Raw genomic sequence first — 23,086 nt, forward strand, 5'->3', positions numbered from 1 at the left:
CTCGTCAATGTAACCGCGGGCCGGTAATGACCAGAGATGGCAGAGGGGCAGATGCTGAAGAAAATCCTGTGGGCCGGCATCGGCATCATCATGGTTCTGCCGGTTGTTGCCGGCCTGGTATTGATCAAGCTGACCCAGTTCGACGCCATGGCTACCGCCGGCGAACAGCAGCAGCTGCCACCGGAGCCGGTCAACGCGATCGCGGTGCGCGAGCAGCGCTGGCAGCCGAGTGTGAAGGCGGTGGGCTCGGTGGTGGCGGTGCAGGGAGCCCTGTTGCGTCTCGAGGCCGAAGGCATAGTGCGTGATATTTCCTTCGAGGCGGGTGCCAGGGTCGAGCCCGGAGAGGTGCTGCTGCGGCTCGACGACGAACTGGAACAATCCCAGCTGCGTGAGGCTCAGTCCGTCGCCGCCCTGGCGCAGCTTTCCTTCCGGCGGGCGCAACAGCTGCTAAAAAGCCAGAGTATCTCCCAGAGTGAACGGGATCAGGTGGCCGCCAATCTGAAACAGGCCAACGCCCGGGTCGATTCTTTTCGAGCCCTGATCAACAGGAAAACCCTACGCGCCCCCTTTGCCGGCCGACTCGGTATCCGCCAGATAAGCCAGGGGCAGTTTCTCGACAAGGGCAGTGCCGTGGTGTCGCTGCAGTCGCTCGATCCGGTGTATGTAGAGTTTTCCCTGCCTCAGCAGCGGCTGGCCGAACTGAGCGCCGGGCTGGCGGTGACGATCACCACCGACACCTATCCCGGGCAGACGTTTACGGGCAGGGTCTCCGCCTTCAACCCCGAGATAGATACGGTGACCCGCAGCGCGCGCGTTCAGGCGACCCTGGCCAACCCGGATGGCCGCTTGCGTCCCGGCATGTTTGTGGCGGTGGAGATGCAGCTGGCGCGTATGGAGTCCGTCTTGCTGGTGCCACTGACGGCGGTGGTGCACGGCCCCGATGGCGATGCGGTCTTCGTGCTGGAAGAGGGAGATAAAGAGGCCGATGGCGATGCGTCACTGGTGATTCAGTTGCGCCCGGTGCACCTCGGCGCCCGGCGTGGCGACTTCGTGGTGGTGACCGACGGGGTGGCGGTGGGCGAGCAACTGGTGTCGACCGGGGTGTTCAAGTTGTTTCCGGGCATGAAGGTGGTGATAGACAATCGTCTGGCACCGGCATTCAAACTCGACCCTCAACCCGGAAACAGCTGATATGGGGGCCTTCACCGACATCTTCGTCCGTCGCCCGGTGCTGGCGCTGGTGGTCAGCATCGTGATCGTCATCGCCGGTCTGCAGGCCTGGTGGTCGCTCAGCGTGCGCCAGTACCCCCAGAGCGAGAACGCCTCCGTTATCGTGGCCACCCCCTATATCGGCGCCAGTGCCGAGGTGGTACGCGGCTTTGTCACCACCGCCATAGAAGGCGCCATCGCCTCTGCCGACGGCATCGATTATGTGGAGTCCAAGAGTCTGCTCGGCCTGTCGCTGGTGACGGCACGGCTCAAACTCAACTACGAGCCGACCCGGGCGCTGGCGGACATTACCGCCAAGGTCAATCAGGTGCGTAACGCGCTGCCGGCAGAGGCGGAGGTGCCGGCGATCAGCGTGCAGTCGGCGGACTCGGAATTTGCCGCCGCCTACCTGAGTTTCTCCTCCGAGCGCCTGTCCCAGAGCGAGATCACCGATTATCTGGTGCGGGTGGTGCAGCCGCGGCTGGCGGCCCTGGCCGGGGTGCAGCGGGCCGACATCTTCGGGGCCCGCACCTTTGCCATGCGGGTCTGGCTCAAGCCGGAGCGGATGGCGGCGCTCAACATCAGCCCGGCCCAGGTGAGCGAGGCACTGGCCGCCAACAATTTTCTGTCGGCGGTGGGCAACACCAAGGGCGGTCAGGTACAGGTCTACCTGACCGCCAACACCGATCTGCATACCGCCGAGCAGTTCCGCCAGCTGGTGGTGTACCAGCTGGGCGATACTCTGGTACGGCTGCAGGAGGTGGCCGAGGTGGAGCTGGGTGCCGAAGACTATGACACCGAGGTCAGCTTCAACGGCCAGACGGCGGTGTTCATGGGCATTTTTCCGCTGCCCAACACCAATGTCATCGAGGTGATTCGGGGGGTGCGCACGGATCTGGACGCCCTGAGCCGGGACTTGCCCCCGGGGCTTGCGGCGAAACTGGGCTACGATGCCTCCGAATATATCGACAATGCCATCCATGAGGTGGTGGGCACCCTGATTGACACCCTGCTTATCGTTATCGTCGTTATCTTCCTGTTTCTCGGCTCCTGGCGTTCGGTGCTGGTACCGGTGGTGGCGATTCCGGTGTCGCTGGTCGGCGCCATTTTCCTGATGCAGGTATTCGGCTTTACCCTCAACCTGTTGACTCTGCTGGCCATCGTGCTGTCGGTGGGGTTGGTGGTGGACGATGCCATCGTGGTGGTGGAAAACGTCGAGCGTCACCTGAGGGAGGGGCGCACGCCGGTGGAGGCGGCACTGGTTGGCGCCCGGGAGCTGATCGGCCCGGTGATCGCCATGACCGTCACCCTGGCCGCCGTCTATACCCCCATCGGCCTGCAAGGAGGCCTGACCGGCTCGCTGTTTCGCGAGTTTGCCCTTACCCTGGCCGGGGCCGTGACCATTTCCGGCATCGTGGCGCTGACCCTGTCGCCCATGATGAGTGCCACCCTGTTGCGCAGCGCCGAGCGGGAAGAGCGCGGCTTTACCGGCTGGGTCAACCACCGCTTCGACCGCTTCCGTCTGGCCTATGGCCGCTGGCTGGCACGTATCCTCCGGATCCGGCCGGCGGTCTATGCCTTCTGGGCCGTGCTGACCCTGCTGGTGGGGCCCATGTATGTCTTTTCGCCCAAGGAACTGGCGCCGCTCGAGGATCAGGGGTTCATGTTCGGCATCATCAACAATGCGGCCAATGCCTCGGCGGATCAGAAAATACATTTCGGGCGGGCGGCGGAACAGGTGTTTCTGAATGCGCCGGAGCGGGAGCTGACTTTCCAGATCCTGCTGTCGCCATCGGATCCGTTCGCGGCGGCCCTGGGCATCGGCGGTTTCAGCGGTATGGTGGTCAAGCCCTGGGATCAGCGCAGTCGCTCGATTCGGGAGATCGTGCCCGAGATGCAGGCCGGGCTGTCCGCCATTCCCGGCCTGCAGGTGTTCGCCAGCCAGCCGGCGGCGCTGCCCGGGGGCAGCAATTTCCCGGTGGAATTCATCATCGCCTCCACCGATGAGCCGGCCCAGATGCTGGCGTATGCCGAGCAGCTGCAACAAAGGGCAATGGCCAGCGGCCTGTTCTATTTTCCGCCGGTGATCGATCTGAAGATTGATCAACCGCAGTCGGAAATTGTGCTCGACTACCAGAAGGTCGCGGCGCTCGGGCTGACCCACCGACAGGTGGGGGCCGATCTGGGAGCGGCGCTGGGGGGCAACTATGTCAATCGTTTCAACATAGAGGGGCGGGCCTACAAGGTGATCCCCCAGCTGGAGCGGGGCGAGCGGCTCAACCCGGATCAGCTGACCGACCTCTATATCCGCGGGCCGGGTGGGCAACTGCTCCCGCTCGGGGCCATCGCCAGCCTGCGCGACAGCACGGTGCCGCGCTCCCTCAACCGGTTTCAGCAGCTCAATGCGGTCAAGCTGTCGGGCATGACGGCCCGACTGGACGAAGGGCTCAGGGTGCTGGAAGATGCCGCCCGCGAGATGCTGCCGGCGGATTACACCATCAACTACACCGGCGAGTCGCGCCAGCTGCGTACCGAAGGGGGCAAGTTTCTGCCGGCGCTGGGGCTGGCGATACTGATGATTTTTCTGGTGCTGGCGGTACAGTTCAATTCCTTTCGCGACCCCTTGGTGATTTTGCTGGGCTCGGTGCCGCTGGCCATGTTCGGGGCGCTGATTTTCACCGTGCTGAAGATGCCCAATCCGGACTTGCCATACTGGACCGACGGCTGGACCACCACCCTCAATATCTACGCTCAGGTGGGGCTGGTGACGCTGGTAGGACTCATCGCCAAAAACGGCATCCTGATCGTCGAGTTTGCCAACAAGCTGCAGCAACAGGGGCATGACAAGCTGGCGGCGATTGAAGAGGCGGCCATGACCCGTTTTCGCCCCGTGCTGATGACCTCGGTCGCCACGGTGGCGGGGCATTTTCCGCTGACGCTGGTGGAGGGGCCGGGGGCGGCGGCGCGTAACTCCATCGGCCTGGTGCTGGTGGGCGGCATGGCCATCGGCACCCTGTTCACCCTGTTCGTGGTGCCCTCGCTCTATATGCTGATCGCCCGGCAGCACGGCCATAAGGCATAAGCTGGAAAAATCAGGCATGGGCAGTCGGCGCCGCACTGTCCGATCTGTTGTTGTGGAACCTCGAGCCGGATGCCGGCCAGGTACCGGCTGCCCAGACGGTTACAGGACATAAAATCTTTATTTTTTATGTCTTCATTGTTTCTTGTTTATTACATATGATTCACCTTCAGGTTTATTGGTTTTATTGACCTGAAAAGTGTCATTTTATTAATGTTTTCGTTGTTTTATTGCTGATTCATCTGGTTTTTGGTCGTTATTGTATTGATGTTGTCTCATTTGGCTATACTTTCCTGATGGTTATCCTGGCGGTGCATCGGGCGGGTTTCTTGATGGAGTAAGATGAATGAAGCTGAAAAAAACGGTAGTGGCAACGTCGATACTGGCCGGTTCCCTGATGACCATGCCGTGGCAAAGTTGGGCTGCGAACGTACCCGCCGGCACCCAGTTGGCCAGGGTGCAGCAACTGATCAAGGGTAACGGCGCGGAGCCTGCCACCCTGGACCCCCATAAGACGGAAGGCGTGCCCGAGTCCAATATACAGCGTGACCTGTTCGAAGGCCTGGTGGTATCCGGCCCCAACGGTGAAACCCTGCCCGGCGTCGCGGAGACCTGGGAAACCAAAGACAACAAGCACTATGTCTTCCACCTGCGCAGCGACGCCAGGTGGTCCAACGGCGAGCCGGTGACCGCCCATGACTTCGAGTACAGTTTCAAGCGGGCGATTGACCCTGAAACCGCCTCTCCCTACTCCTGGTACCTGGAGATACCCACCATCATCAATGCCAGCGCCATCCTGAAAGGTGAGCAAGAACCCGCCGCCCTGGGCGTCAAGGCGCTGGATGAGCGAACGCTGGAGATCAGGCTGGAACAGCCGGTGCCTTATTTTGTGACCATGCTGGCTCACACCACGACCTACCCGGTCAACCAGAAGTCGCTCGAACAGTTCGGTGACGAATGGACCAGGCCGGGCAATATGGTTTCAAACGGTGCCTACACCCTGGCCGACTGGGTGGTCAATGGTAAGGTTGAACTGGTCCGTAACGAGCAGTACTGGAACAACGACAAGACGGTGATCGACAAGGTGACTTATCTGCCCATCGCGTCCCAGAATGCCGCCATGAACCGTTTCCTGGCCGGCGAGCTGGATATGACCTACGAGATGCCGATAGAGCATTTCAAGCGCCTGAGCAAAGAACAGCCGGAAGAGGTCAGGATCGCCGGCTATGTCGGCACCTATTACTACCAGTTCAACACCCGGAAGGCACCTTTCGACGATGTAAGGGTGCGCAAGGCGCTATCTTATGCCATCGACCGCAAGGTGATCGCCAATCTGGTGATGGGGCAGGGGGAAAAACCCGGCTATACCATGACCCCGGAGATCGTCGACGGCTTTACTCCGCCCGAGCTGGCGTGGGCGACCTGGTCCCAGCAAGAACTGGATGCCAGGGCCCGGGCGCTGCTGAGCGAGGCCGGCTACGGCAAGAACAAACCGCTGAAGTTGGAACTGCTCTATAACACCAGCGACAACCACAAGAAAGTGGCGGTGGCCGTGGCTTCCATGTGGAAGAAGCACCTGGGGGTCGAGGCGGAACTGGTGAACCAGGAATGGAAGACTTACCTGGATACCAAGACTCAGGGTAACTTCGATGTTGCCCGGGCCGGCTGGGTTGCCGACTACAACGAAGCGTCTTCCATGCTGGATCTGCTGCAGACCACCCATGGCAACAACGACGGCAAGTATTCCAACCTCAGGTATGACGAGTTGATGAAGTCTTCCCGCTCCATTGTCGACACGGTGGCCCGAAACGACAACTATGCCCAGGCCGAGGAAATCCTCGCCGAAGACATGCCTATCGCGCCCATCTACCAGTACGTGAAGGCCCGCCTAGTGCAGCAGCACGTGGGCGGTTATCCCAACAACCCGCTGGATAATCTCTATTCCAAGGATATGTATATCCTGGCCCACTAAGTTGCCGTTGTCAGGGTACAACAGTAGTCGGTCCCCAATACGGACATGTCAGGAATACGGCTCCACCGTTCCATCCCCGGCGCGGAGGGGCGGCATCCGGGCGCTTAATCGCGATAACAGAGCAATCTGCAATGACCTTGAGGCACGACCATGTTTAAATTTATGGTAAGGCGGGTGCTGGAATCCATTCCCACCCTGCTGGTGTTGATCACCATCTCCTTCTTCATGATGCGGTTTGCCCCGGGCAACCCCTTCAGCTCGGAGCGCAGCCTGCCCCCGGAGGTGCTGGCCAATATCGAGGCCAAATACGGGCTGGACAAGCCGGTGCTGGAGCAGTACTTCGGCTATCTGGGTAACCTGCTGCAGGGCGACCTGGGTCCTTCCTTCAAATACAAGGACTTTTCCGTCAACGATCTGGTGAGCCAGGCATTGCCGGTGTCCGCCGAAATCGGCCTGTATGCCTTCTTCGGCGCTGTGCTGTTCGGGGTGACACTGGGCGTGGTGGCGGCGCTCAGGCAAAACAGCTGGATTGATTATCTCACCATGTCGACGGCGATGGTCGGGGTGGTGATCCCCAGCTTCGTGCTGGCCCCCATCCTGGTGCTGGTATTTGCCATCACCCTCAAATGGCTGCCGGCCGGTGGCTGGAACGAGGGCGCGCCCCAATACCTGATCCTGCCGGTGGTGGGCATGATGATGCATTATATCTCTGCCATCGCCCGGATAACCCGGGGCTCCATGATAGAAACCATGAGCGCCGACTTTATCCGCACCGCCAGAGCCAAGGGCCTGCCCCTGCGCCACATCCTCCTCCGGCACGCCCTGCGGCCGGCCATGTTGCCGGTGGTGTCTTATCTGGGGCCTGCCTTCGTCGGCATTATCACTGGCTCGGTGGTCATCGAGACCATCTTCGGCCTGCCCGGTATCGGCCAGTTGTTTGTTAACGGCGCCCTTAACCGGGACTACTCCATGGTGCTGGGGCTGACCATTTTGGTTGGCGCGCTGACCATCGCCTTTAACGCCCTGGTCGATATCCTCTATGCCTTTATCGATCCCAGGATCCGTTACTAAGCCGGAGCGCATCATGGTAGTAACCAAAGAAAAACGTGACAGCCTCGGACAGTTCTCCGGGCAACTGGAGGTGGAGGGACGCTCCCTGTGGATGGATGCCCGACGCCGTTTCTTCCACAACAAGGCGGCGCTGGCCAGCCTGATCATCCTCGCCCTGATCACCTTGCTGGTGCTGGTGGGACCTTCCCTGTCTGCATATGCTTATGACGATACTGACTGGGGCGCCATGATGGCGGCCCCTAGCCTGGAGAACGGCCATTACTTCGGCACCGACTCGCTGGGCCGGGATCTGTTCGTGCGTACCCTGGTCGGAGGACGCATCTCGCTGATGGTCGGGCTGATGGGCGCCCTGGTGGCGGTGATCATCGGCACCCTGTACGGCGCCGTCTCCGGTTTTATCGGTGGGCGCACCGACCGGGTGATGATGCGGCTGCTGGAGATCCTCTACTCTTTCCCCTTTATGTTCTTCGTGATCCTGCTGGTGACCTTCTTCGGCCGCAATATTCTGCTGATTTTCTTCGCCATCGGGGCGGTCAGCTGGCTGGATATGGCGCGTATCGTACGCGGCCAGACCCTGAGCCTGAAGCGCAAGGAGTTTATCGAGGCGGCGGAAGTCTGCGGCGTCAGCAAGGCCACCATCGTGACCCGGCACATCGTACCCAATGTGCTCGGCATCGTGGCCGTATACGCCACCCTGCTGGTGCCCGGCATGATCTTGTTTGAATCTTTTCTCAGCTTCCTCGGCCTGGGAGTACAGGAGCCGATGACCAGTTGGGGCGCCTTGCTGGATGAAGGTTCCAAGACGATGGAAATCGCCCTGTGGCAGCTGTTGTTCCCGGCCGGCTTCATGGTGACCACCCTGTTCTGCTTCAACTTCCTCGGGGACGGTCTGCGTGACGCCCTGGATCCGAAAGACCGTTAAGGAATACCGTCGATGACGCTGTTGGAAGTCAACGATCTACGGGTGGAATTTTCTACCCCGGACGGCCATGTGGTGGCCGTCAACGACCTCAATTTTTCTCTGGATGCGGGAGAAACCCTGGGCATAGTGGGGGAGTCCGGCTCCGGAAAGAGCCAGACCGCCTTCGCCATCATGGGGCTGCTGGCCAGGAACGGCATCACCTCCGGCTCCGCCCGCTTTGAAGGGCAGGAAGTGCTGAATCTGCCGGAGTCCGCGCTGAACAGGATCCGCGCCGAGCAGATCGCGATGATCTTCCAGGATCCCATGACCTCGCTCAACCCCTATATGAAGGTGGGTCCCCAACTGATGGAGGTGCTGAGGCTGCACAAGGGCATGACCAAGGCCCAGGCTTTCGAGGAGTCCGTTCGCATGCTGGATGCGGTGAAGATCCCCGAGGCCCGCAAGCGTATGGGGATGTTTCCCCACGAATTTTCCGGCGGCATGCGCCAGCGGGTGATGATCGCCATGGCCCTGCTGTGCGGCCCCAAGCTGCTGATCGCCGACGAACCGACCACGGCCCTGGATGTGACCGTCCAGGCCCAGATCATGACGCTGCTGAACGAGCTGAAACAGGAGTTCAACACCGCCATCATCATGATCACCCACGACCTGGGGGTGGTAGCCGGCAGCTGTAACAAGGTACTGGTTATGTATGCGGGCCGGGCCATGGAAGTTGGCCCGGTGGACGACATCTTCTACCGACCGAGCCATCCCTACACCGAAGGGCTGCTGAGGGCGATTCCGCGGCTGGATACGGGCGGGGAGGTACTGCCGACCATTCCCGGCAACCCTCCCAACCTGTTTCAGCTACCGGCAGGCTGCCCGTTCCAGCAACGCTGCCACCGGGTGCATGACATCTGCCTCAGTGAGGCGCCGCCGCTGACCCGCTTCGGGGACGGGCGCCAGCGTGCCTGCCATTGGGATTGGGAGGCGGAAAATGTCGGATAAAAAGCCACTGCTGGAGGTACGCGAGCTCAAGGTGCACTTCGACATCAGGGGGGAGCGGGCCTGGCCCAGGTCCAGACCCGCGGTCTTGAAGGCGGTGGATGGCATCAGTTTCACGCTGTTTGAAGGGGAAACCCTGGCGGTGGTGGGTGAGTCCGGTTGTGGCAAGTCTACCCTGGCCCGGGCGGTGATCGGTCTGGTACAGGCCAGTGCTGGCGAGGTGGTCTGGCTGGGACAGGACCTCACCCGGCTCGACCACAAGGCGTTTCGGGAAAAGCGCAAGGAAATCCAGATGATTTTCCAGGACCCGCTGGCCTCGCTCAATCCCAGGATGACCATAGGCGACATCATCGCCGAGCCGTTGCGCACCTTCTACCCGCAGATGCCGAAGGCTGAAGTGAAGGACAAGGTCAGGGACATGATGATGAAAGTCGGTCTGCTGCCCAATGTGATCAATCGCTACCCCCACGAGTTCTCCGGCGGCCAGTGCCAGCGCATCGGCATCGCCCGGGCGTTGATCCTGAAGCCGAGGCTGGTTGTCTGCGACGAGCCGGTCTCTGCGCTGGACGTGTCTGTCCAGGCTCAGGTGATCAATCTGCTGAAGGAACTGCAACGGGAGATGAGGCTGTCGCTTATTTTCATCGCCCACGACCTGTCGGTGGTAAAACACATCTCCGATCGGGTGCTGGTGATGTATCTGGGCCATGCGGTGGAGCTGGGGGAAGGCAAGGCGTTGTTCGAGCGGCCCACCCATCCCTACACCCAGGCGCTGATGAGCGCGGTGCCGGTGCCGGATCCGGATTATGAACGCAACAAGCAGATACAGATCCTGCACGGCGACCTGCCGTCACCGATCAATCCGCCCTCCGGTTGTGTGTTTCGCACCCGCTGCCCGCTGGCGGACGAGGGCTGCGCCGAGACCCGGCCCGTGCTGGAAGGCTGCGCACCGCATCAGGTGGCCTGCCTCAAGGTGAAGGTGGACAGCGAGGGCTGAAATGACCCGAATGCCTCAGGATCCACCGGGTTACAGACCGCACCGGTCGCGGCGAGTCTCGCCTGACCCTGTGGGCCCGAACCGGGTCGGCCTCAGGGATGGGGAATGAAATTGTTTGGCGAGTGTAAGAAAAGCGTCCTGGCCGCGTCTACCCTTAAAACACGCCGGGTTCAGCCAGCCCGACTTACCCTGTTCGAGCCATTAACGCTTTCAAGGAAAGGCCATGACCAATATTCACCTTCCCAGCCTGATCGGCATCCTGTGTCTGATCGGGCTGGTCAGCCTGCTGCTGACCCCCCGGGTGCGTACCGCCGAGGGGTTCTTCGGCGGACGCGACGAGCAGGGCGGCGCCCCCGGTGTGCTGACCCTGACCTTCTCCCAAGTGACCACCTGGATTTTTGCCCGCTCGTTGCTCAATGCCGCCATTCTCGGCTATTTCTACGGCATTGCCGGGGCCCTGGCCTATACGGTCTATTACGGCTCCTTTCTCACCGGCTGGTTGATCGTCGACCGGCTGCGTTACCGCCACGGTGTCCACAACATTCAGGGCTTTCTGGTGGCTCGTTTCGGACGGGTAGGCAGCGGCTGCTTCAATGTGTTGATTTCATTGCGGCTGCTGACCGAGGTGTTCGCCAACCTGCTGGTGGTGGGCATGGTGTTCGGGGTGGCGGGCTCCGGCGCCTATACCGGCGCCATTTTGGCGGTGTCCGGGCTGACGTTGCTCTATTCCATGACCGGCGGCCTGCGGGCCTCGTTGCGTACCGATGTGCTGCAAATGGGGCTGCTTATCGTCCTCATTGTGCTGCTGGTCGGCATGGCGCTGCTGCACCCCTTGTTCGACTGGCAAAGCGTGATGACCAGCAGCCCGGACTGGAGTAGCCCGGGCTGGATATTGCTGGTGGTGGCACTGCTGCAGGTGCTGAGTTATCCGCTGCACGACCCGGTGATGATGGACAGGGGCTTCCTGGCCGACAGAAACACCACCCGGCGCAGCTTTATGCACGCCTTCTGGGTGTCGGCGCTGCTGATCCTGGCCTTCGGTCTGCTGGGGGTGTTTGCCGGCCTGCAGGGTGGTGACGACAAGGATGTGCTGCTCACCCTGCAGCGACTGCTTGGCACGCCGGCCATGCTGCTGCTGGGGTTGGCGCTGGTGATTTCCGCCGCCTCCACCCTGGATTCGACCCTGTCCAGCGCCTCCAAGTTGATGGTGGTAGACATGGGGCTGGGCCGACCCTCTGCCGGCAGCGGCCGGCTGGCCATGGCGCTGTTCGCCCTCGGTGGTCTGGTGCTGGTGTTTGTCGGCAGCCAGGATCTGTTTGATGCGGTGGCGGTCAGTGGTACCGCCTCGCTGGCGCTGACCCCGGTGATACTGTTCAGCATTCTGGCCGGGCGGGAGGTAGCCCGCTGGAGCTTCGTGGTCAGCTTTGCCGCGGCCTTCGCCGGTGCCGTGCTTTATTTTCTCGAAAAAGGCGGCCGGCTCGACCTGATAGGCCCGCTGTTCGGTGTGGAGCACAGCTACAGCAAGCTGCTGGTGATCACCATCGGTATACTGCTGGCCGGGTTGGTCAGCTTTGCCCTCGGACTCAGGCCCAGGGCCGCAAGCCAGGTGCAACCCTGATGGCCACCGAGGGGCGAAGCTGCCCCCTTAACTATCGCATCGATCCCCGGCAGCTGGGCCAGGGAGCGGCACCGGAGCGGGAGTGCATTTACATCATCGGCGGCCTGTACGGCAACTGGGCGGCACTGGACGCCATAGAAACCCTGTGCCGGCAGGAAGTGACTGCCGGACTGGCCGAACCCGAGCTGGTGTTCAACGGTGACTTCAACTGGTTCAATGCGGAGGACCGGGCTTTTCGGCAGATCAACGAAAGGGTACTGGCACACTCGGCCATCCAGGGCAATGTGGAGGCCGAACTCGGTGCGCCCTCTGCCGGAGCCGGCTGCGGTTGCGGCTACCCCGACTGGGTCGAGGGCGACACCGTCATCCGCTCAAACGCCATCATGGCCCGGCTGCAACAGACCGGCGCCAATCATGCCGATCTGCTGGAACGCCTTGGGCAACTGCCTCGTCAACTGGCACGGACGGTGGCCGGACACCGGGTGCAGGTGCTGCACGGCGATCCCGAGTCCCTGGCCGGCTGGCAGCTGGCAGTGGAGGCCATGCCGGCACCGGGCCAGGTAACATACCGTCTGGCAGACTGGTTCGGACTGGCAGACGCCCGCATCTTTGCCTGCAGTCATACCTGTCTGCCCTATATGCAGGACTTCGATATCGGCGGCGAACGCCATCTGGTGGTCAACAATGGTGCCGCCGGCATGCCCAATTTCAGGGGAGCCCGGCAGGGGCTGCTGACACGACTCGGCACCCGGCCGTCCCCCGTGCCCGGCCTTTACGGCACTCGTCTGGGGGCGCTTTATTGCGACGCCATCCCCATCAACTGGGATGAGCAATGGGATAGCTGGTTTGCCAGTCAATGGCCCCCGGGCTCACCCGCCTGGGCATCGTACCGGGAGCGGTTTATGGATGGCCCCGGGCACCGGGTGGAAGATGCGATCAGGTTAACGGAGTGATGGTGGGCACGAACCAGTTCGGGCCCACCTGTACGACAGATCACCGACTGAATCGGCGGATAAAGCCCCGGTCGATATGGTCTTTCCAGTACCAGACCCACTTGCCCTCAATACTGAAAGGTCCCCAGGAGGCCACCGCGTAGCGGGGGCCGGTGGCCAGCAGATAAAGGGAATGGCGGCGGGGCCGGTAGTGGCTCAGCGGTTCACCCTCGAGCGCGGCCCTCAGGTTGGCGGCCAGCACCGGACCCGCATGCACCGCATGTACTCCGGAGCGGGACATGGGCACATCCTGGCGGGCGCAGACATCGCCGGCGGCAAACACCTGTGGATGGGACAGGCTCTGATGATGGCTGTTGACGGCGACATAGCCCTGTTCGTTCAACTTCAGGCCGGTGCCGGTCAGCCAGGGCGGGGCGCTGGCCCCGGCCGCGGCGATCACGCAGTCTGCCTGCAGCCGGGTGCCGTCGGCCAGCATCACCCCCTTTTCGGTACCGGTCGCCCGCTGCTCATGGAGCTCGATACCGGCCGCAGCCAGCACCCGCCGAATGCGCTTTCGCGCCCCCCGGCCATGGCCGGCCAGCGGTCCGGAACCGGAAGACACCAGGGTGACCCGGCCGTCGATCCGCTCTTGCGTGAAGGCGTGTTGTGCCGCCAGTGCCAGTTCGACCCCGGCGGCGCCGCCACCAACCACGACCAGCCGGTATTCGGGAAGGTGGCGAGCCTGTTCCAGCCGCGCCGGCCAGGTGTCAAAGAACCGCGTCAGCGGCTTGGCCGGCAATAGCTTGTCACCGGCCATCTGCAGCCCGGAGAGGTCGGCTTCGCTGCCGGTATCCAGCGACAGCAGGTCATAGTCCAGCCTGCGCCCATCGGACAGGGTGACGAGTCGGTTGTCCGCATCCAGGCCAATCAGTTTCTGTGTCTCCAGGCGTATCTGTCCGGCCCGGGCCAGTGGTCGCAGATCAATCCGGCATGCTTGCTGGCGGTAGTGACCGGCGATCCAGCCGGGCAGCATGCCGGAATAATGCTGGTGAACCTCCGGCGTCACCAGTACCACTTCGATGTCGGGTAGCGGCCCCTTGGCCAGGGCGGCCAGCACGGAAAGATGGGCGTGGCCGCCGCCTGCCAGTATCAACCGCCTCATGAGCTGCACCAGTGCGCGGACAACCGGTCCAGATCCCCGGGCTCATCGATATCGGACAGGGGCTCTGCCCGATGGAGGGACCAGCCCAGCTCATCGATGCGGCTCAGGGTAAGCGGGGCCACCTGTGCCGTGCTCCAGGGGATGTCTGCAAACAGACGGGGGCTGAAGCGGGTCAGGCCGAGCAGCACATAGCCGCCGTCCAGAGCCGGGTGGATGACCATGTCGTGGCGATGCAACTGTTCGGCGGCGGCCCGCAGCCGGGCCGGGGTCAGCGCCGGGCAATCGGTGCCGGTCAGCAGTACGCGAGGGGCTTGTGCCAGACCCCGTTCGGCGGCTCGGGCCATACGCTCCCCCAGGTTGCCATCGCCCTGATCGCTGAGCGTCAGTCCCGGCGGCAGCGGGAGGCCCTGCCAGGCGGGATCGGTCGGGCCGGGAGACATGCACAGCTCCACCGGGCCCAGGCCGGCGGCCAGGCTACGCTCCAGGGTGGACAACAGCATTTTTCTCGCCAGGCGGGCCGCGCCCTCGGGGCCGAGGGCGGGGATCAGCCGGGTCTTGACTTGGCCGGGCAGGGGGGCCTTGGCGAAGACGATAATACGGGTCTGGCTCATCGGTAGGCCCTCGCCAGCTGTTCGGCCGGGGCGCCGCGCCAGTAGGCGAAGCGCAGCCGCCACATCAGCCAGATGGTGCGCCACAGGCCCCGGCTTTCCCAGCGGCGGCCCGAGGTGCTGGCCTGTTGGTACAGGCAGGCGGGGGGCGACAGGCGCTTGAGCCGTTTGCTGAGTTCGATATCTTCCATCAGCGGCTGCTCGGGGAAGCCGCCAGCCCGGGTGAAAGCCTCGCGGGTGACGAACATCGCCTGATCACCGGTGGCAATGCCGGTCAGCCGGGAGCGCAGGTTCATCAGCCCGGCGATCACCTTGAGCATGGGGTGGCGGCCGCTGATGCGTACATCAAAACGGCCCCACCGGTGCTGGCCGTCGGTCAGGGCGGTCTGTATCGCCTGCAGTCCCATCGGCGGCAGTACCGTATCCGCATGGAGAAACAGCAGCAGGTCACCGGTGGCGTCGGCCGCGCCGGCATTCATCTGCCGGGCCCGGCCCGGCGCCGTTTCCAGCACCCTGAATCCGGCCTGGCGGGCGATGGCCACCGACTCGTCGCGGCTGCCGCCGTCGACCAGGATCACCTCGCAGTGACAGCCACGCAGAGGCAGGCGGGCCAGGATCCCGGGCAGCTCGGGGGCTTCATTAAGCATGGGGATGATGATGGACAGCTTCATGGCGCCTCGTTCAGCCTCCAGTCGTAGTCGAGATACTCGATAGACAGCCGGCCGTCGCGCAGGGCCTGCTGCTGGCCGGGCGTCAGCTCCAGCTCCTGGTCGAAGCGGGCCAGAAATGATGCCGGAGGATGGCTGTTGCCCTGAGCCGTCCTGAAGTCGTCCTGGTACCATTTGAAGATGCTGGATACCTGCAGGCGGTCATCCTTCAGCCGGTTGCGACTCTTGTCCGACAGGAACAGGCGGGTGGCCTGCTCCAGTTGTTGCTCCAGTTGATCGGCATTATAGGCCTGGGGCGCCAGCGCCGGGCAGCCGATGCTGGCACAGTTGACGGCAAAATGGATGCGGGGTTCGGAAAAGTGCTCCCGGATCAGCCGGTGTTCGATATCGTCCAGGGAGCGTGTCTGGCCCAGAAGGGGGATAAAGTCCTGCTGCCAGGGGCTTTTCAGCCAGTTGCCCAGATCCTTGATGGAGTCGAGATCAGGGTATCGGGTGAGTACCAGCTCTACGGTCCAGGCATTGTAGGCGTTGATCAGGAAGGCCAGTCGCTCGGCCTCGGGCCAGCGGTTGAACTGCTCCTTTTCTACAGCCGACAGGGCCTGCAGGTACTGTTGCAACCGGGCCCGGTCGGCGGCCATGGTCCGGTAATTGACCTGGGTAACGCGACCTTGATCCTGTACCACCAGATGCCGGTCAAGCAGGGCTTGCCAGGGTTGGTGACTGAAACTGGCGGCCTGCGCAGGCAGGCCCACCATCAGCAACAGACTCAGCAGCAGGGTTTTCATCGTGACACCTCTTCCCGGGTCTTGGCATTGGGGTGCTCTGCATGGGCGCCCCGGCTGCCGCGCCGCCAGTCGTGGTAGCGACCTACCCAGCTCAGCAGGCGCTCAGGCGCATGAGCTCGCTTCCATTCCCCGGCCGCATACTTGTTGGCCTCGGCCAGGGTGGGGTAGATATGGATGGTGCCGAGGATCTTGTTCAGTCCCAGCCCCTGCTTCATCGCCAGTACATATTCGGCGAGCAGGTCACCGGCGTGCTCACCGACGATGGTGACCCCGAGGATTTTGTCCTTGCCGGGCACGGTCAACACCTTGATAAAGCCGGCATCGGTGCCGTCGGCGATGGCCCGATCCAGATCGTCCAGGCCATAACGGGTCACCTCAACGGCAATGCCTTGTTCTTCGGCTTCCTGTTCATTGAGTCCGACCCGGGCCACTTCCGGTGCCACGAAGGTCGCCCAGGGGATCACGCTGTAGTCGACCCTGAACCGCTTGAGATGGCCGAACAGGGCATTGACGGTGGCGTACCAGGCCATGTGGGCGGCGGTATGGGTAAACTGGTAGGGGCCGGCTACATCCCCGGCGGCATAGATGTTGGGGTAGAGGGTTTCCAGATAGTCGTTGGTCTGTACCGTGCGTTGGGTCTGTATGCCCAGTTGTTCCAGGCCATAACCCTGCAGACGGGCACTGCGGCCCAGGGCCAGCAGCAGGTCGTCGAACTCGACCTCTACCTCGTTACCCCGATGTTCGGCAATCATCAGCTTGCGCCCGTCACGGCGCTCGAAGCGCAGTGCCTTGTGGCCGGTCAGCACCCGCACCCCGTCTTTGGTGAGCACACTTTCTACCAGTTGGCTGACGTCGCTGTCTTCCCGGGCCATCAGTCGGTCACCGAGCTCGGCCTGGATAACCTCGGACCCCAGGCGGGCAAAACTCTGGGCCAGTTCGCAGCCGATGGGGCCGCCACCCAGCACCAGCAGACGGCGCGGAGGCTGATCCCGTTGGGCAAATTCATCCCACAGGGTGTCGCTGGTGAGATAGCCCACCTGATCCAGACCGGGCAGTTCGGGCACCAGAGGACGGGCGCCGGCGGCGATAATGATGCTGCGGGCGGTCAGCCGCTGGGTGCTGCCGTCATTGAGTGCGATTTCTACCGTCCAGGGATCAATCAGCTTGCCGTAGCCGGTCAGTACCTCGACCCCCAGATTGGTATAGCGCTCGATGCTGTCGTGGGGTTCAATCTTGCGGATCACGTCGTGTATCCGGGCCATCACCGCCTTGAAGCTGAAGTTGGGTGTACCGGCCTCCAGGCCATAATGGTCGGCGTGTTTGATCTGGTGGGCCAGCTTGGCGCTGCGGATCAGGGCCTTGCTCGGGACGCAGCCGGTGTTGAGACAGTCGCCGCCCATTTTGTGGGCTTCAACCAGGGTCACTTTGGCCTTGACCGCGGCGGCGATGTAAGAACTTACCAGGCCGGCGGCACCGGCGCCGATCACGATCAGGTTGCGATCATAGTGGCGGGGGCGGGTCCAGTTGCGATAGACCCGGCGACGCTGGATCAACCGTACCAGGGCGCGGGCAATAAAGGGGAAGATGCCGAGCAGGACAAACGACAGCAGCAGGCCGGGAGACAGAATGCCGGACAGGCTGTCGATGGCCGCCAGCTGGGTACCGGCGTTGACGAAGACCAGGGTGCCGGCCACCATGCCCAGCTGGCTTACCCAGTAGTAGGTGACCGTTTTAATGGGCGTCAGGCCCATCAGGATATTGATCAGAAAGAAGGGAAATACCGGCACCAGGCGCAGGCTGAACAGGTAGAAGGCGCCGTCTCTGGCCACCCCTGCATTGATCGCCTTGAGCTTGTCGCCGAAGCGGCGTTGTACCGATTCGCGCAGCAGGAAGCGGGATACCAGGAAGGCCAGGGTCGCGCCCAGGCTGGAGGCAAACGACACCAGCACAAAGCCCTGCCACAGGCCGAACAGGGCGCCGGCGGCCAGGGTCATGATGGCGGCACCCGGCAGCGACAGGGCGGTGACCAGTACGTAGAACACAAAGAATACCCCGGCCAGCAGCCAGGGATTATCCGCCTTGAAGCCGGCGATATCGGCCTGGTGCTGCTTGAGCGCGTCCAGGGTCAGTTGGCTGTCCAGATCGAACAGGAAGAAGGTGGCCACCAGGGCGGCCAACAGCAGGATAACGAGGAGTCTGCTCATGTTGATTCCTTGAGAGTCAGGCGATGATTCGTGTTTGTCTTCGTGCTACTTGTCTTCGTTCAGGGCGCCGCCACAGCTGCTGCCCTGGCCGGCGGTACAGCCGTAGCAGTGATCGGCAATGCGGATCGGCTGGCCTTCCAGCTCCCGGCTGAGCAGATCCCGCAGGTGCGGCCATTCGCCACCGGGCAGGTGCAGCCCCAGTTGCTGGTTGAAATCGCAGTCGTAGAGGTAGCCCTGCCAGTCGACGCTCACTATCGAACGGCACATCAGGCTGTCCAGGTTGGCGGCGGCATAGTTGTCCTTGAGCAGACGCATGTAGTCATGAAACTGCTTCTTGGTGATCAGGTAGTCACCGAAACGCTTGATCGGCATGTTGGTGAGGGCGAACAGCTGGTTGAATACGATGCCGAAATGGTCGAACAGCTGCCGTTTGTAGTCCGCTTCCAGTGGTTCCTGGGGCGGGGGCAGAGTGGGGCCCAATGGGTTGTAGACCAGGTTCAGGACCAGGCCCGAGCCGGGCTGGCCGTAACCCAGCCGGTTGAGTTCGATCAGGGCTTCTATGCTCTTGTCGAAGGTGCCTTTGCCGCGTTGCTTGTCGACATTTTCCAGGGAATAGCAGGGCAGGGAGGCGACGATCTCCACCTGATGTTCGGCGAGAAACTCGGCCAGATCTTCGTGGCCCGGCTCGAACAGTATGGTCAGGTTGCAGCGGTCGATGACCTTGACGCCCAGTTCCCGCGCGGCTTTGACCAACTCACGAAAGCCCTCGTGCATCTCGGGCGCACCGCCGGTCAGGTCCAGGGTAGTCAGGCCGCGGGCCTTCAGCACCTGGGGGATCAGCGCCAGGTTGTCGGCGTCCATCATCTCGGTCCGGTCGGGACCGGCGGCCACATGGCAATGCACACACTTCATGTTGCAGCGATAGCCCAGATTGACCTGCAGGGTATCCAGAGCTCGCCGTTGGATGGGCGGAAAGTCGGTCAGATCAAGTAGCGGTAGTGTGTCTCTCATAGAATATCCATAACTGGGGGGATAATGACGATATAGTCCGGGTAGATCGGGAATTTATTACAGTATTTATGGATTTATTTGGAATAAGGAAAGGTTAGCGGGAAAGAGGGGCATGTGGGAGTTCAGTCGCTCGCGATATGCGGTATCTACAGCCAGGTTGCATCCCACAAAGCCTGTTTGCCTATCGTGTTGAGCAACAGTGTTGAGCACACCGGCCCTGAGCGACCGGGCAGCAAGGTATCATGACTCCGGTATCGAGCCGAAAGGGATGATGACCTGACACCGGTCCATGGCCCGATGGATAACCGGACTCGCGCTTCGGCTCCCAGTGGGAGCCGCTTCCTGCTATTATCGGCAGAGGATGAAAGGAGGGCGTTATGCGCATATTGTTTGCCCTGCTTGGCAGTGTTTCGTTGGGGTTGGGGGTGCTGGGGGCGTTTTTGCCGGTGCTGCCGACCACACCTTTCGTGTTGCTGGCGGCATTTCTGTTCGGCAAGTCGTCACCCCGGGTGCACGGCTGGCTGGTAAATCACCCCTGGTTTGGCGGCATGATCCGCGACTGGCAGGCTCATCGCGGCCTGCGTGCCCATGTACGGCGCCGGGCCCTGTGGATGATGGCGCTCAGCTTCGGCTTTTCCATTTATATCGTGCCCCTGTGGCAGGTCAAAGTGGGGCTGGTGCTGACATTTTTGGCCCTGCTGCTGTGGTTTTTGCGCTTACCCCTGGTACCCGACTCCCCGGCGGTTGCATTGAAGCAGACTAGGCCCTAAGCTAGCCGCCATTCAACCTTATATGCCATGCCCGTGCCGTGTCCGGGCCTAACAAGGCTGCCTGTCTATTATGAAACAAGAAACCCTTAAACTGATTGCCGACAGCATCACCTCCATTCCTGATTACCCTAAAGAAGGCATCGTTTTTCGCGATATCACCAGCCTGGTGGAGAGCGCCGATGCGTTCAAGGCGACGATTGATGCCCTGGTGGAGCTGTATCGACATTCCGGTATCGACAAGGTGCTGGGTACCGAAGCCCGCGGCTTTATCTTTGGCGCACCGGTCGCGGCGGCGCTGGGAGTGGGCTTCATTCCTGCCCGCAAACCCTCCAAGTTGCCCCGCGAAGTCATTGAGGTGCCTTATGATCTGGAGTATGGCCAGGATCGGTTGCAGATTCATGTGGACTCTATTGCACCCGGTGAGAAGGTGCTGATCATCGACGATTTGCTGGCCACCGGTGGCACAGTGGAAGCGGCGATCAAGCTGGTACGCCGCTGCGGCGGCGAGGTGCAGGACGCCGCCTTTGTCATAACCCTGCCGGCCCTGGGGGGCTTGCAACGATTGAACGCGCTGGGCATCCGGGTGACCAGCCTGGTTCAGTTTGACGGTCATTAATCGACCATGAGCTATCAGGTTCTTGCCAGAAAATGGCGGCCCCGGCGCTTTGCCGATGTGGTGGGCCAGCAACATGTGCTGACCGCCCTGATCAACGCCCTGTCACAGGGGCGCCTGCATCATGCCTATCTGTTCAGCGGCACCCGGGGGGTGGGCAAGACTTCCATCGCCCGGCTGTTGGCCAAGGCGCTGAATTGTGACACCGGCATCACCCCCGAGCCCTGTGGCCAGTGTTCCAGTTGTCTGGAAATAGAGCAGGGTCGTTTCGTCGACTTGCTGGAGATCGATGCGGCCAGTCGGACCAAGGTGGAAGATACCCGCGAACTGCTGGACAACGTGCAGTATCAGCCGGCGAGAGGTCGTTTCAAGGTCTATCTGATCGATGAAGTGCACATGCTTTCCCGTCACAGCTTCAATGCGCTGCTGAAAACCCTGGAAGAGCCGCCGCCTCACGTCAAGTTTCTGCTGGCCACCACGGATCCGCAGAAGCTGCCAATCACCATTCTGTCCCGTTGCCTGCAGTTTCACCTGAAGAGCCTGGAGCCCGAGCTTATCGATGGCCAGCTGCATCATATTCTGCAGCAAGAGCAACTCCCGTTTGAACCCGAGGCGACCGCCGCCCTGGCGCGCGCCGCCGATGGCAGCCTGCGTGATGCCCTGAGCCTGACCGATCAGGCGCTGGCCTTCGGTAACGGCGAAGTTAGGCTGGCGCTGGTCGAGTCGATGCTGGGCAACCTCAACCGCAGCCAGTTGCTGGCGCTGGTAGAGGCGGTGCTGGCCGGTGATGGGGAAGCCCTGCTGGCACGGGTGGCCCAGCTGGCGACCATGGGGCCGGATTACGATCAGATCCACAAAGAGCTGATTGCCTTCTGGCATCAGCTGGCGCTGGCGCAGGTGGTTCCGGCGCAGCAGTTGCCTTATGCCGCCGAGCTCAACCGGCTGGCGCCGTTGGTTCCGGCCGAGCAGATACAGCTCTATTACCAGATTTGCCTTCAGGGTCGTAAAGACCTGCCGTTTGCACCGGATGGTCGCTCGGCGCTGGAAATGACGCTGTTGCGTACCCTGGCGTTTCGCCCGGATGCGGCGGTTGCCACCACTTCCGGCTCTGCAGCTCCCCGGTCGGTAGCCGACGCGTCCGGAGCTTCCGCGCCAAAAAAGCCTGAGCCGCCCACATCCGATGCCGCAGCACAAGATGCGGACGAAGATGATCAGATGGCGGCCAAATTGTGGCAGGAACAGGACGAAATTCTGACCGAAGCGGGGCGCCTGGGTCATGCTTCTCAGCCTCAGCCTCAGCCTCAGCCTCAGCCTCAGCCTCAGCCTCAGGAGCCGCAAGGTGTTCCGCAAGCACCGGCGGCAGACGAAGCGTCCTTGCCGCCGACGCCTCCGAATTCGGCAGCGCCAGTCACCGAGGCCAACACAACGGTTGCAGCGTCTTCGACTGCACGGCCATCGGCGCCAGTAGCAGCGGCACCGGAAGCCGCCGCTTCTCGGGTTTCAGCGGCTGCGACGGCAACCGAAAACGTCACCGACGAGGCCGCGGCCGAGGTGGCCCGCATTCGTCGGCTGCTGCAAACCCGTAACCGGCTGCGCAGTCAGGAACCGGCCAAGGCGGCCGAGCCGGACAAACCTGCGAGCAGAACCATGGCCGTCACGCCGCCGACCAGGCCGGCATCAGTGTCTGAGGCCGCTACACCGGCGGCGGTGACACCGGCTCCGGGCCAGGCCCGGCCGGATAGCGTGCGGATGCCGAGGGAGGCGCAGGGCGGCGGTGGTTCAGACTCCCGGCCCGTGACCGGGGCAGAGGAACTGCCGCCGCTCGATGCCTACGAGGACATGCCCTGGGATGACGATGATACGCCGCCCTGGCAGGACGAACCGGTCGCCCCCCGGCCAACGATGGCACCAACGACCAGACCGATGCCTCCGGCCAGTCAATCGGCGGCAACAGCCGGCAAGGCCGAGCGCTCGGTGAGCAAGCCGGCCGCGGAGCCCCCGCGGCCCGGCTCCTCCCGAGTCCGGGCAACAGCGAGTCCGTCTCAGCCCGGACCCGAACCCCTGAAGGCGGCAAGCCTGTTGCCCGAGGCCGAGGACGAGTGGACCCGACTGGTGGCAAAACTGCCGCTGGGCGGCCTGTTGCGCCAGCTGGCGATGCACAGCACCCTGGAGAGAAATGAAAACCGGTGGCAACTCTGGCTGCGTCCGGCGCACCGCCACCTGCTGACCGACAAGACCCGGCAAGAGCTGGAGGCGGCGATTAACGGTCAGCAGCCGGAGCCGGTCAGCTTGCAGGTGGACATCGGCGAGCAGGGCGGAGAAACCCCGTTTGAAATCGAGCAATTGCTGTATCAGGCGGCCAAAGAGCGCGCCAAAGGTGAAATCGAGGCCGATGATGCGGTACAATTTTTCATATCGCGCTTCGCGGCCGTGCTCGACAGCGACAGCATAGAACCCATGGCGCTGTAACGGTGCCGTGTTTAT

Annotated in this window: 18 protein-coding genes; 12 read left to right on the top strand and 6 right to left on the bottom strand. The window is 62.4% G+C overall.

Going from position 1 to position 23,086, the window contains the following annotated elements:
* Positions 1 to 51: 51 nt before the first annotated feature.
* The 9 genes from BFR47_RS15965 (at position 52) to BFR47_RS16005 (ending at position 12,802) form a co-directional block, all read left to right on the top strand.
* On the top strand, positions 52 to 1,191 hold the full coding sequence (locus tag BFR47_RS15965; RefSeq protein ID WP_071474036.1) for an efflux RND transporter periplasmic adaptor subunit: 1,140 nt from the start codon (positions 52 to 54) through the stop codon (positions 1,189 to 1,191).
* Between the two features lies 1 nt (position 1,192).
* Entirely contained in the window at positions 1,193 to 4,291 is a 3,099-nt protein-coding gene (locus BFR47_RS15970) for an efflux RND transporter permease subunit (RefSeq protein WP_071473984.1), read from the top strand.
* A 343-nt stretch (positions 4,292 to 4,634) separates the two neighbouring features.
* A complete protein-coding gene (locus BFR47_RS15975; RefSeq protein WP_071473985.1) occupies positions 4,635 to 6,260 on the top strand; it encodes an ABC transporter substrate-binding protein in 1,626 nt (541 codons plus the stop codon).
* Between the two features lie 150 nt (positions 6,261 to 6,410).
* Entirely contained in the window at positions 6,411 to 7,331 is a 921-nt protein-coding gene (gene oppB / locus BFR47_RS15980) for an oligopeptide ABC transporter permease OppB (RefSeq protein WP_071473986.1), read from the top strand.
* A gap of 13 nt (positions 7,332 to 7,344) precedes the next feature.
* Positions 7,345 to 8,253 carry an oligopeptide ABC transporter permease OppC gene (oppC, locus tag BFR47_RS15985; RefSeq protein ID WP_071473987.1) on the top strand — a complete coding sequence of 303 codons (909 nt, stop codon included), beginning with the start codon at positions 7,345 to 7,347 and terminating at the stop codon, positions 8,251 to 8,253.
* Positions 8,254 to 8,265: 12 nt separating this feature from the next.
* Positions 8,266 to 9,240, top strand: coding sequence for an ABC transporter ATP-binding protein (gene oppD / locus BFR47_RS15990; RefSeq protein ID WP_071473988.1), 975 nt, complete (start codon positions 8,266 to 8,268; stop codon positions 9,238 to 9,240).
* A complete protein-coding gene (oppF, locus tag BFR47_RS15995) occupies positions 9,230 to 10,231 on the top strand; it encodes a murein tripeptide/oligopeptide ABC transporter ATP binding protein OppF (protein WP_071473989.1) in 1,002 nt (333 codons plus the stop codon). The genes oppD and oppF overlap by 11 nt, the downstream gene beginning before the upstream one ends.
* A 223-nt stretch (positions 10,232 to 10,454) precedes the next feature.
* Positions 10,455 to 11,849, top strand: a complete 1,395-nt coding sequence (locus tag BFR47_RS16000) for a sodium:solute symporter family transporter (RefSeq protein ID WP_071473990.1) — start codon at positions 10,455 to 10,457, stop codon at positions 11,847 to 11,849.
* Positions 11,849 to 12,802: a metallophosphoesterase family protein gene (locus BFR47_RS16005; protein WP_071473991.1), complete on the top strand. Its 954-nt coding sequence runs from the start codon at positions 11,849 to 11,851 to the stop codon at positions 12,800 to 12,802. Before BFR47_RS16000 ends, BFR47_RS16005 begins: the two co-directional genes overlap by 1 nt.
* 40 nt (positions 12,803 to 12,842) lie before the next feature.
* On the opposite strand, the gene BFR47_RS16010 is transcribed toward BFR47_RS16005, so the two are convergent.
* The 6 genes from BFR47_RS16010 to arsS are packed head-to-tail and all read right to left on the bottom strand — an operon-like array spanning position 12,843 to position 19,219.
* Positions 12,843 to 13,943 (bottom strand): FAD-dependent oxidoreductase, encoded by a 1,101-nt coding sequence (locus BFR47_RS16010; RefSeq protein WP_071473992.1) that lies wholly within the window; start codon positions 13,941 to 13,943, stop codon positions 12,843 to 12,845.
* A complete protein-coding gene (locus tag BFR47_RS16015; protein ID WP_071473993.1) occupies positions 13,940 to 14,554 on the bottom strand; it encodes a TIGR04282 family arsenosugar biosynthesis glycosyltransferase in 615 nt (204 codons plus the stop codon). Before BFR47_RS16015 ends, BFR47_RS16010 begins: the two co-directional genes overlap by 4 nt.
* The gene (locus BFR47_RS16020; RefSeq protein ID WP_071473994.1) at positions 14,551 to 15,222 is read right to left on the bottom strand and encodes a TIGR04283 family arsenosugar biosynthesis glycosyltransferase; all 672 of its coding nucleotides are present in this window, start codon (positions 15,220 to 15,222) and stop codon (positions 14,551 to 14,553) included. Before BFR47_RS16020 ends, BFR47_RS16015 begins: the two co-directional genes overlap by 4 nt.
* Positions 15,219 to 16,004, bottom strand: a complete 786-nt coding sequence (locus tag BFR47_RS16025; protein WP_071473995.1) for a DUF547 domain-containing protein — start codon at positions 16,002 to 16,004, stop codon at positions 15,219 to 15,221. The genes BFR47_RS16020 and BFR47_RS16025 overlap by 4 nt, the downstream gene beginning before the upstream one ends.
* Positions 16,001 to 18,214, bottom strand: a complete 2,214-nt coding sequence (locus tag BFR47_RS16030) for an FAD-dependent oxidoreductase (RefSeq protein ID WP_217645593.1) — start codon at positions 18,212 to 18,214, stop codon at positions 16,001 to 16,003. Before BFR47_RS16030 ends, BFR47_RS16025 begins: the two co-directional genes overlap by 4 nt.
* A gap of 39 nt (positions 18,215 to 18,253) precedes the next feature.
* A complete protein-coding gene (gene arsS / locus BFR47_RS16035; protein WP_071473997.1) occupies positions 18,254 to 19,219 on the bottom strand; it encodes an arsenosugar biosynthesis radical SAM (seleno)protein ArsS in 966 nt (321 codons plus the stop codon).
* Between the two features lie 377 nt (positions 19,220 to 19,596).
* On the opposite strand from arsS, the gene BFR47_RS16040 reads away from it, so the two are divergent.
* The 3 genes from BFR47_RS16040 to dnaX all read left to right on the top strand — a co-directional run bounded on the left by BFR47_RS16040 (position 19,597) and on the right by dnaX (position 23,071).
* A complete protein-coding gene (locus BFR47_RS16040) occupies positions 19,597 to 19,989 on the top strand; it encodes a YbaN family protein (RefSeq protein ID WP_071473998.1) in 393 nt (130 codons plus the stop codon).
* A 70-nt stretch (positions 19,990 to 20,059) separates the two neighbouring features.
* Positions 20,060 to 20,605, top strand: coding sequence for an adenine phosphoribosyltransferase (apt, locus tag BFR47_RS16045; RefSeq protein WP_071473999.1), 546 nt, complete (start codon positions 20,060 to 20,062; stop codon positions 20,603 to 20,605).
* Positions 20,606 to 20,611: 6 nt separating this feature from the next.
* The gene (gene dnaX, locus BFR47_RS16050) at positions 20,612 to 23,071 is read left to right on the top strand and encodes a DNA polymerase III subunit gamma/tau (protein ID WP_071474000.1); all 2,460 of its coding nucleotides are present in this window, start codon (positions 20,612 to 20,614) and stop codon (positions 23,069 to 23,071) included.
* Positions 23,072 to 23,086 lie beyond the last annotated feature (15 nt).

It is taken from the genome of Oceanisphaera psychrotolerans (genome assembly GCF_001870485.1).
Lineage (GTDB): Bacteria > Pseudomonadota > Gammaproteobacteria > Enterobacterales > Aeromonadaceae > Oceanimonas > Oceanimonas psychrotolerans.

Excerpts from the sequence above, each read along its gene's own strand:
- BFR47_RS15965 (WP_071474036.1), top strand. The coding sequence starts at position 52 with ATGCTGAAGAAAATCCTGTGGGCCGGCATCGGCATCATCATGGTTCTG.
- BFR47_RS15970 (WP_071473984.1), top strand. The coding sequence starts at position 1,193 with ATGGGGGCCTTCACCGACATCTTCGTCCGTCGCCCGGTGCTGGCGCTG.
- BFR47_RS15975 (WP_071473985.1), top strand. The coding sequence starts at position 4,635 with ATGAAGCTGAAAAAAACGGTAGTGGCAACGTCGATACTGGCCGGTTCC.
- oppB (WP_071473986.1), top strand. The coding sequence starts at position 6,411 with ATGTTTAAATTTATGGTAAGGCGGGTGCTGGAATCCATTCCCACCCTG.
- oppC (WP_071473987.1), top strand. The coding sequence starts at position 7,345 with ATGGTAGTAACCAAAGAAAAACGTGACAGCCTCGGACAGTTCTCCGGG.
- oppD (WP_071473988.1), top strand. The coding sequence starts at position 8,266 with ATGACGCTGTTGGAAGTCAACGATCTACGGGTGGAATTTTCTACCCCG.
- oppF (WP_071473989.1), top strand. The coding sequence starts at position 9,230 with ATGTCGGATAAAAAGCCACTGCTGGAGGTACGCGAGCTCAAGGTGCAC.
- BFR47_RS16000 (WP_071473990.1), top strand. The coding sequence starts at position 10,455 with ATGACCAATATTCACCTTCCCAGCCTGATCGGCATCCTGTGTCTGATC.
- BFR47_RS16005 (WP_071473991.1), top strand. The coding sequence starts at position 11,849 with ATGGCCACCGAGGGGCGAAGCTGCCCCCTTAACTATCGCATCGATCCC.
- BFR47_RS16010 (WP_071473992.1), bottom strand. The coding sequence starts at position 13,943 with ATGAGGCGGTTGATACTGGCAGGCGGCGGCCACGCCCATCTTTCCGTG.
- BFR47_RS16015 (WP_071473993.1), bottom strand. The coding sequence starts at position 14,554 with ATGAGCCAGACCCGTATTATCGTCTTCGCCAAGGCCCCCCTGCCCGGC.
- BFR47_RS16020 (WP_071473994.1), bottom strand. The coding sequence starts at position 15,222 with ATGAAGCTGTCCATCATCATCCCCATGCTTAATGAAGCCCCCGAGCTG.
- BFR47_RS16025 (WP_071473995.1), bottom strand. The coding sequence starts at position 16,004 with ATGAAAACCCTGCTGCTGAGTCTGTTGCTGATGGTGGGCCTGCCTGCG.
- arsS (WP_071473997.1), bottom strand. The coding sequence starts at position 19,219 with ATGAGAGACACACTACCGCTACTTGATCTGACCGACTTTCCGCCCATC.
- BFR47_RS16040 (WP_071473998.1), top strand. The coding sequence starts at position 19,597 with ATGCGCATATTGTTTGCCCTGCTTGGCAGTGTTTCGTTGGGGTTGGGG.
- apt (WP_071473999.1), top strand. The coding sequence starts at position 20,060 with ATGAAACAAGAAACCCTTAAACTGATTGCCGACAGCATCACCTCCATT.
- dnaX (WP_071474000.1), top strand. The coding sequence starts at position 20,612 with ATGAGCTATCAGGTTCTTGCCAGAAAATGGCGGCCCCGGCGCTTTGCC.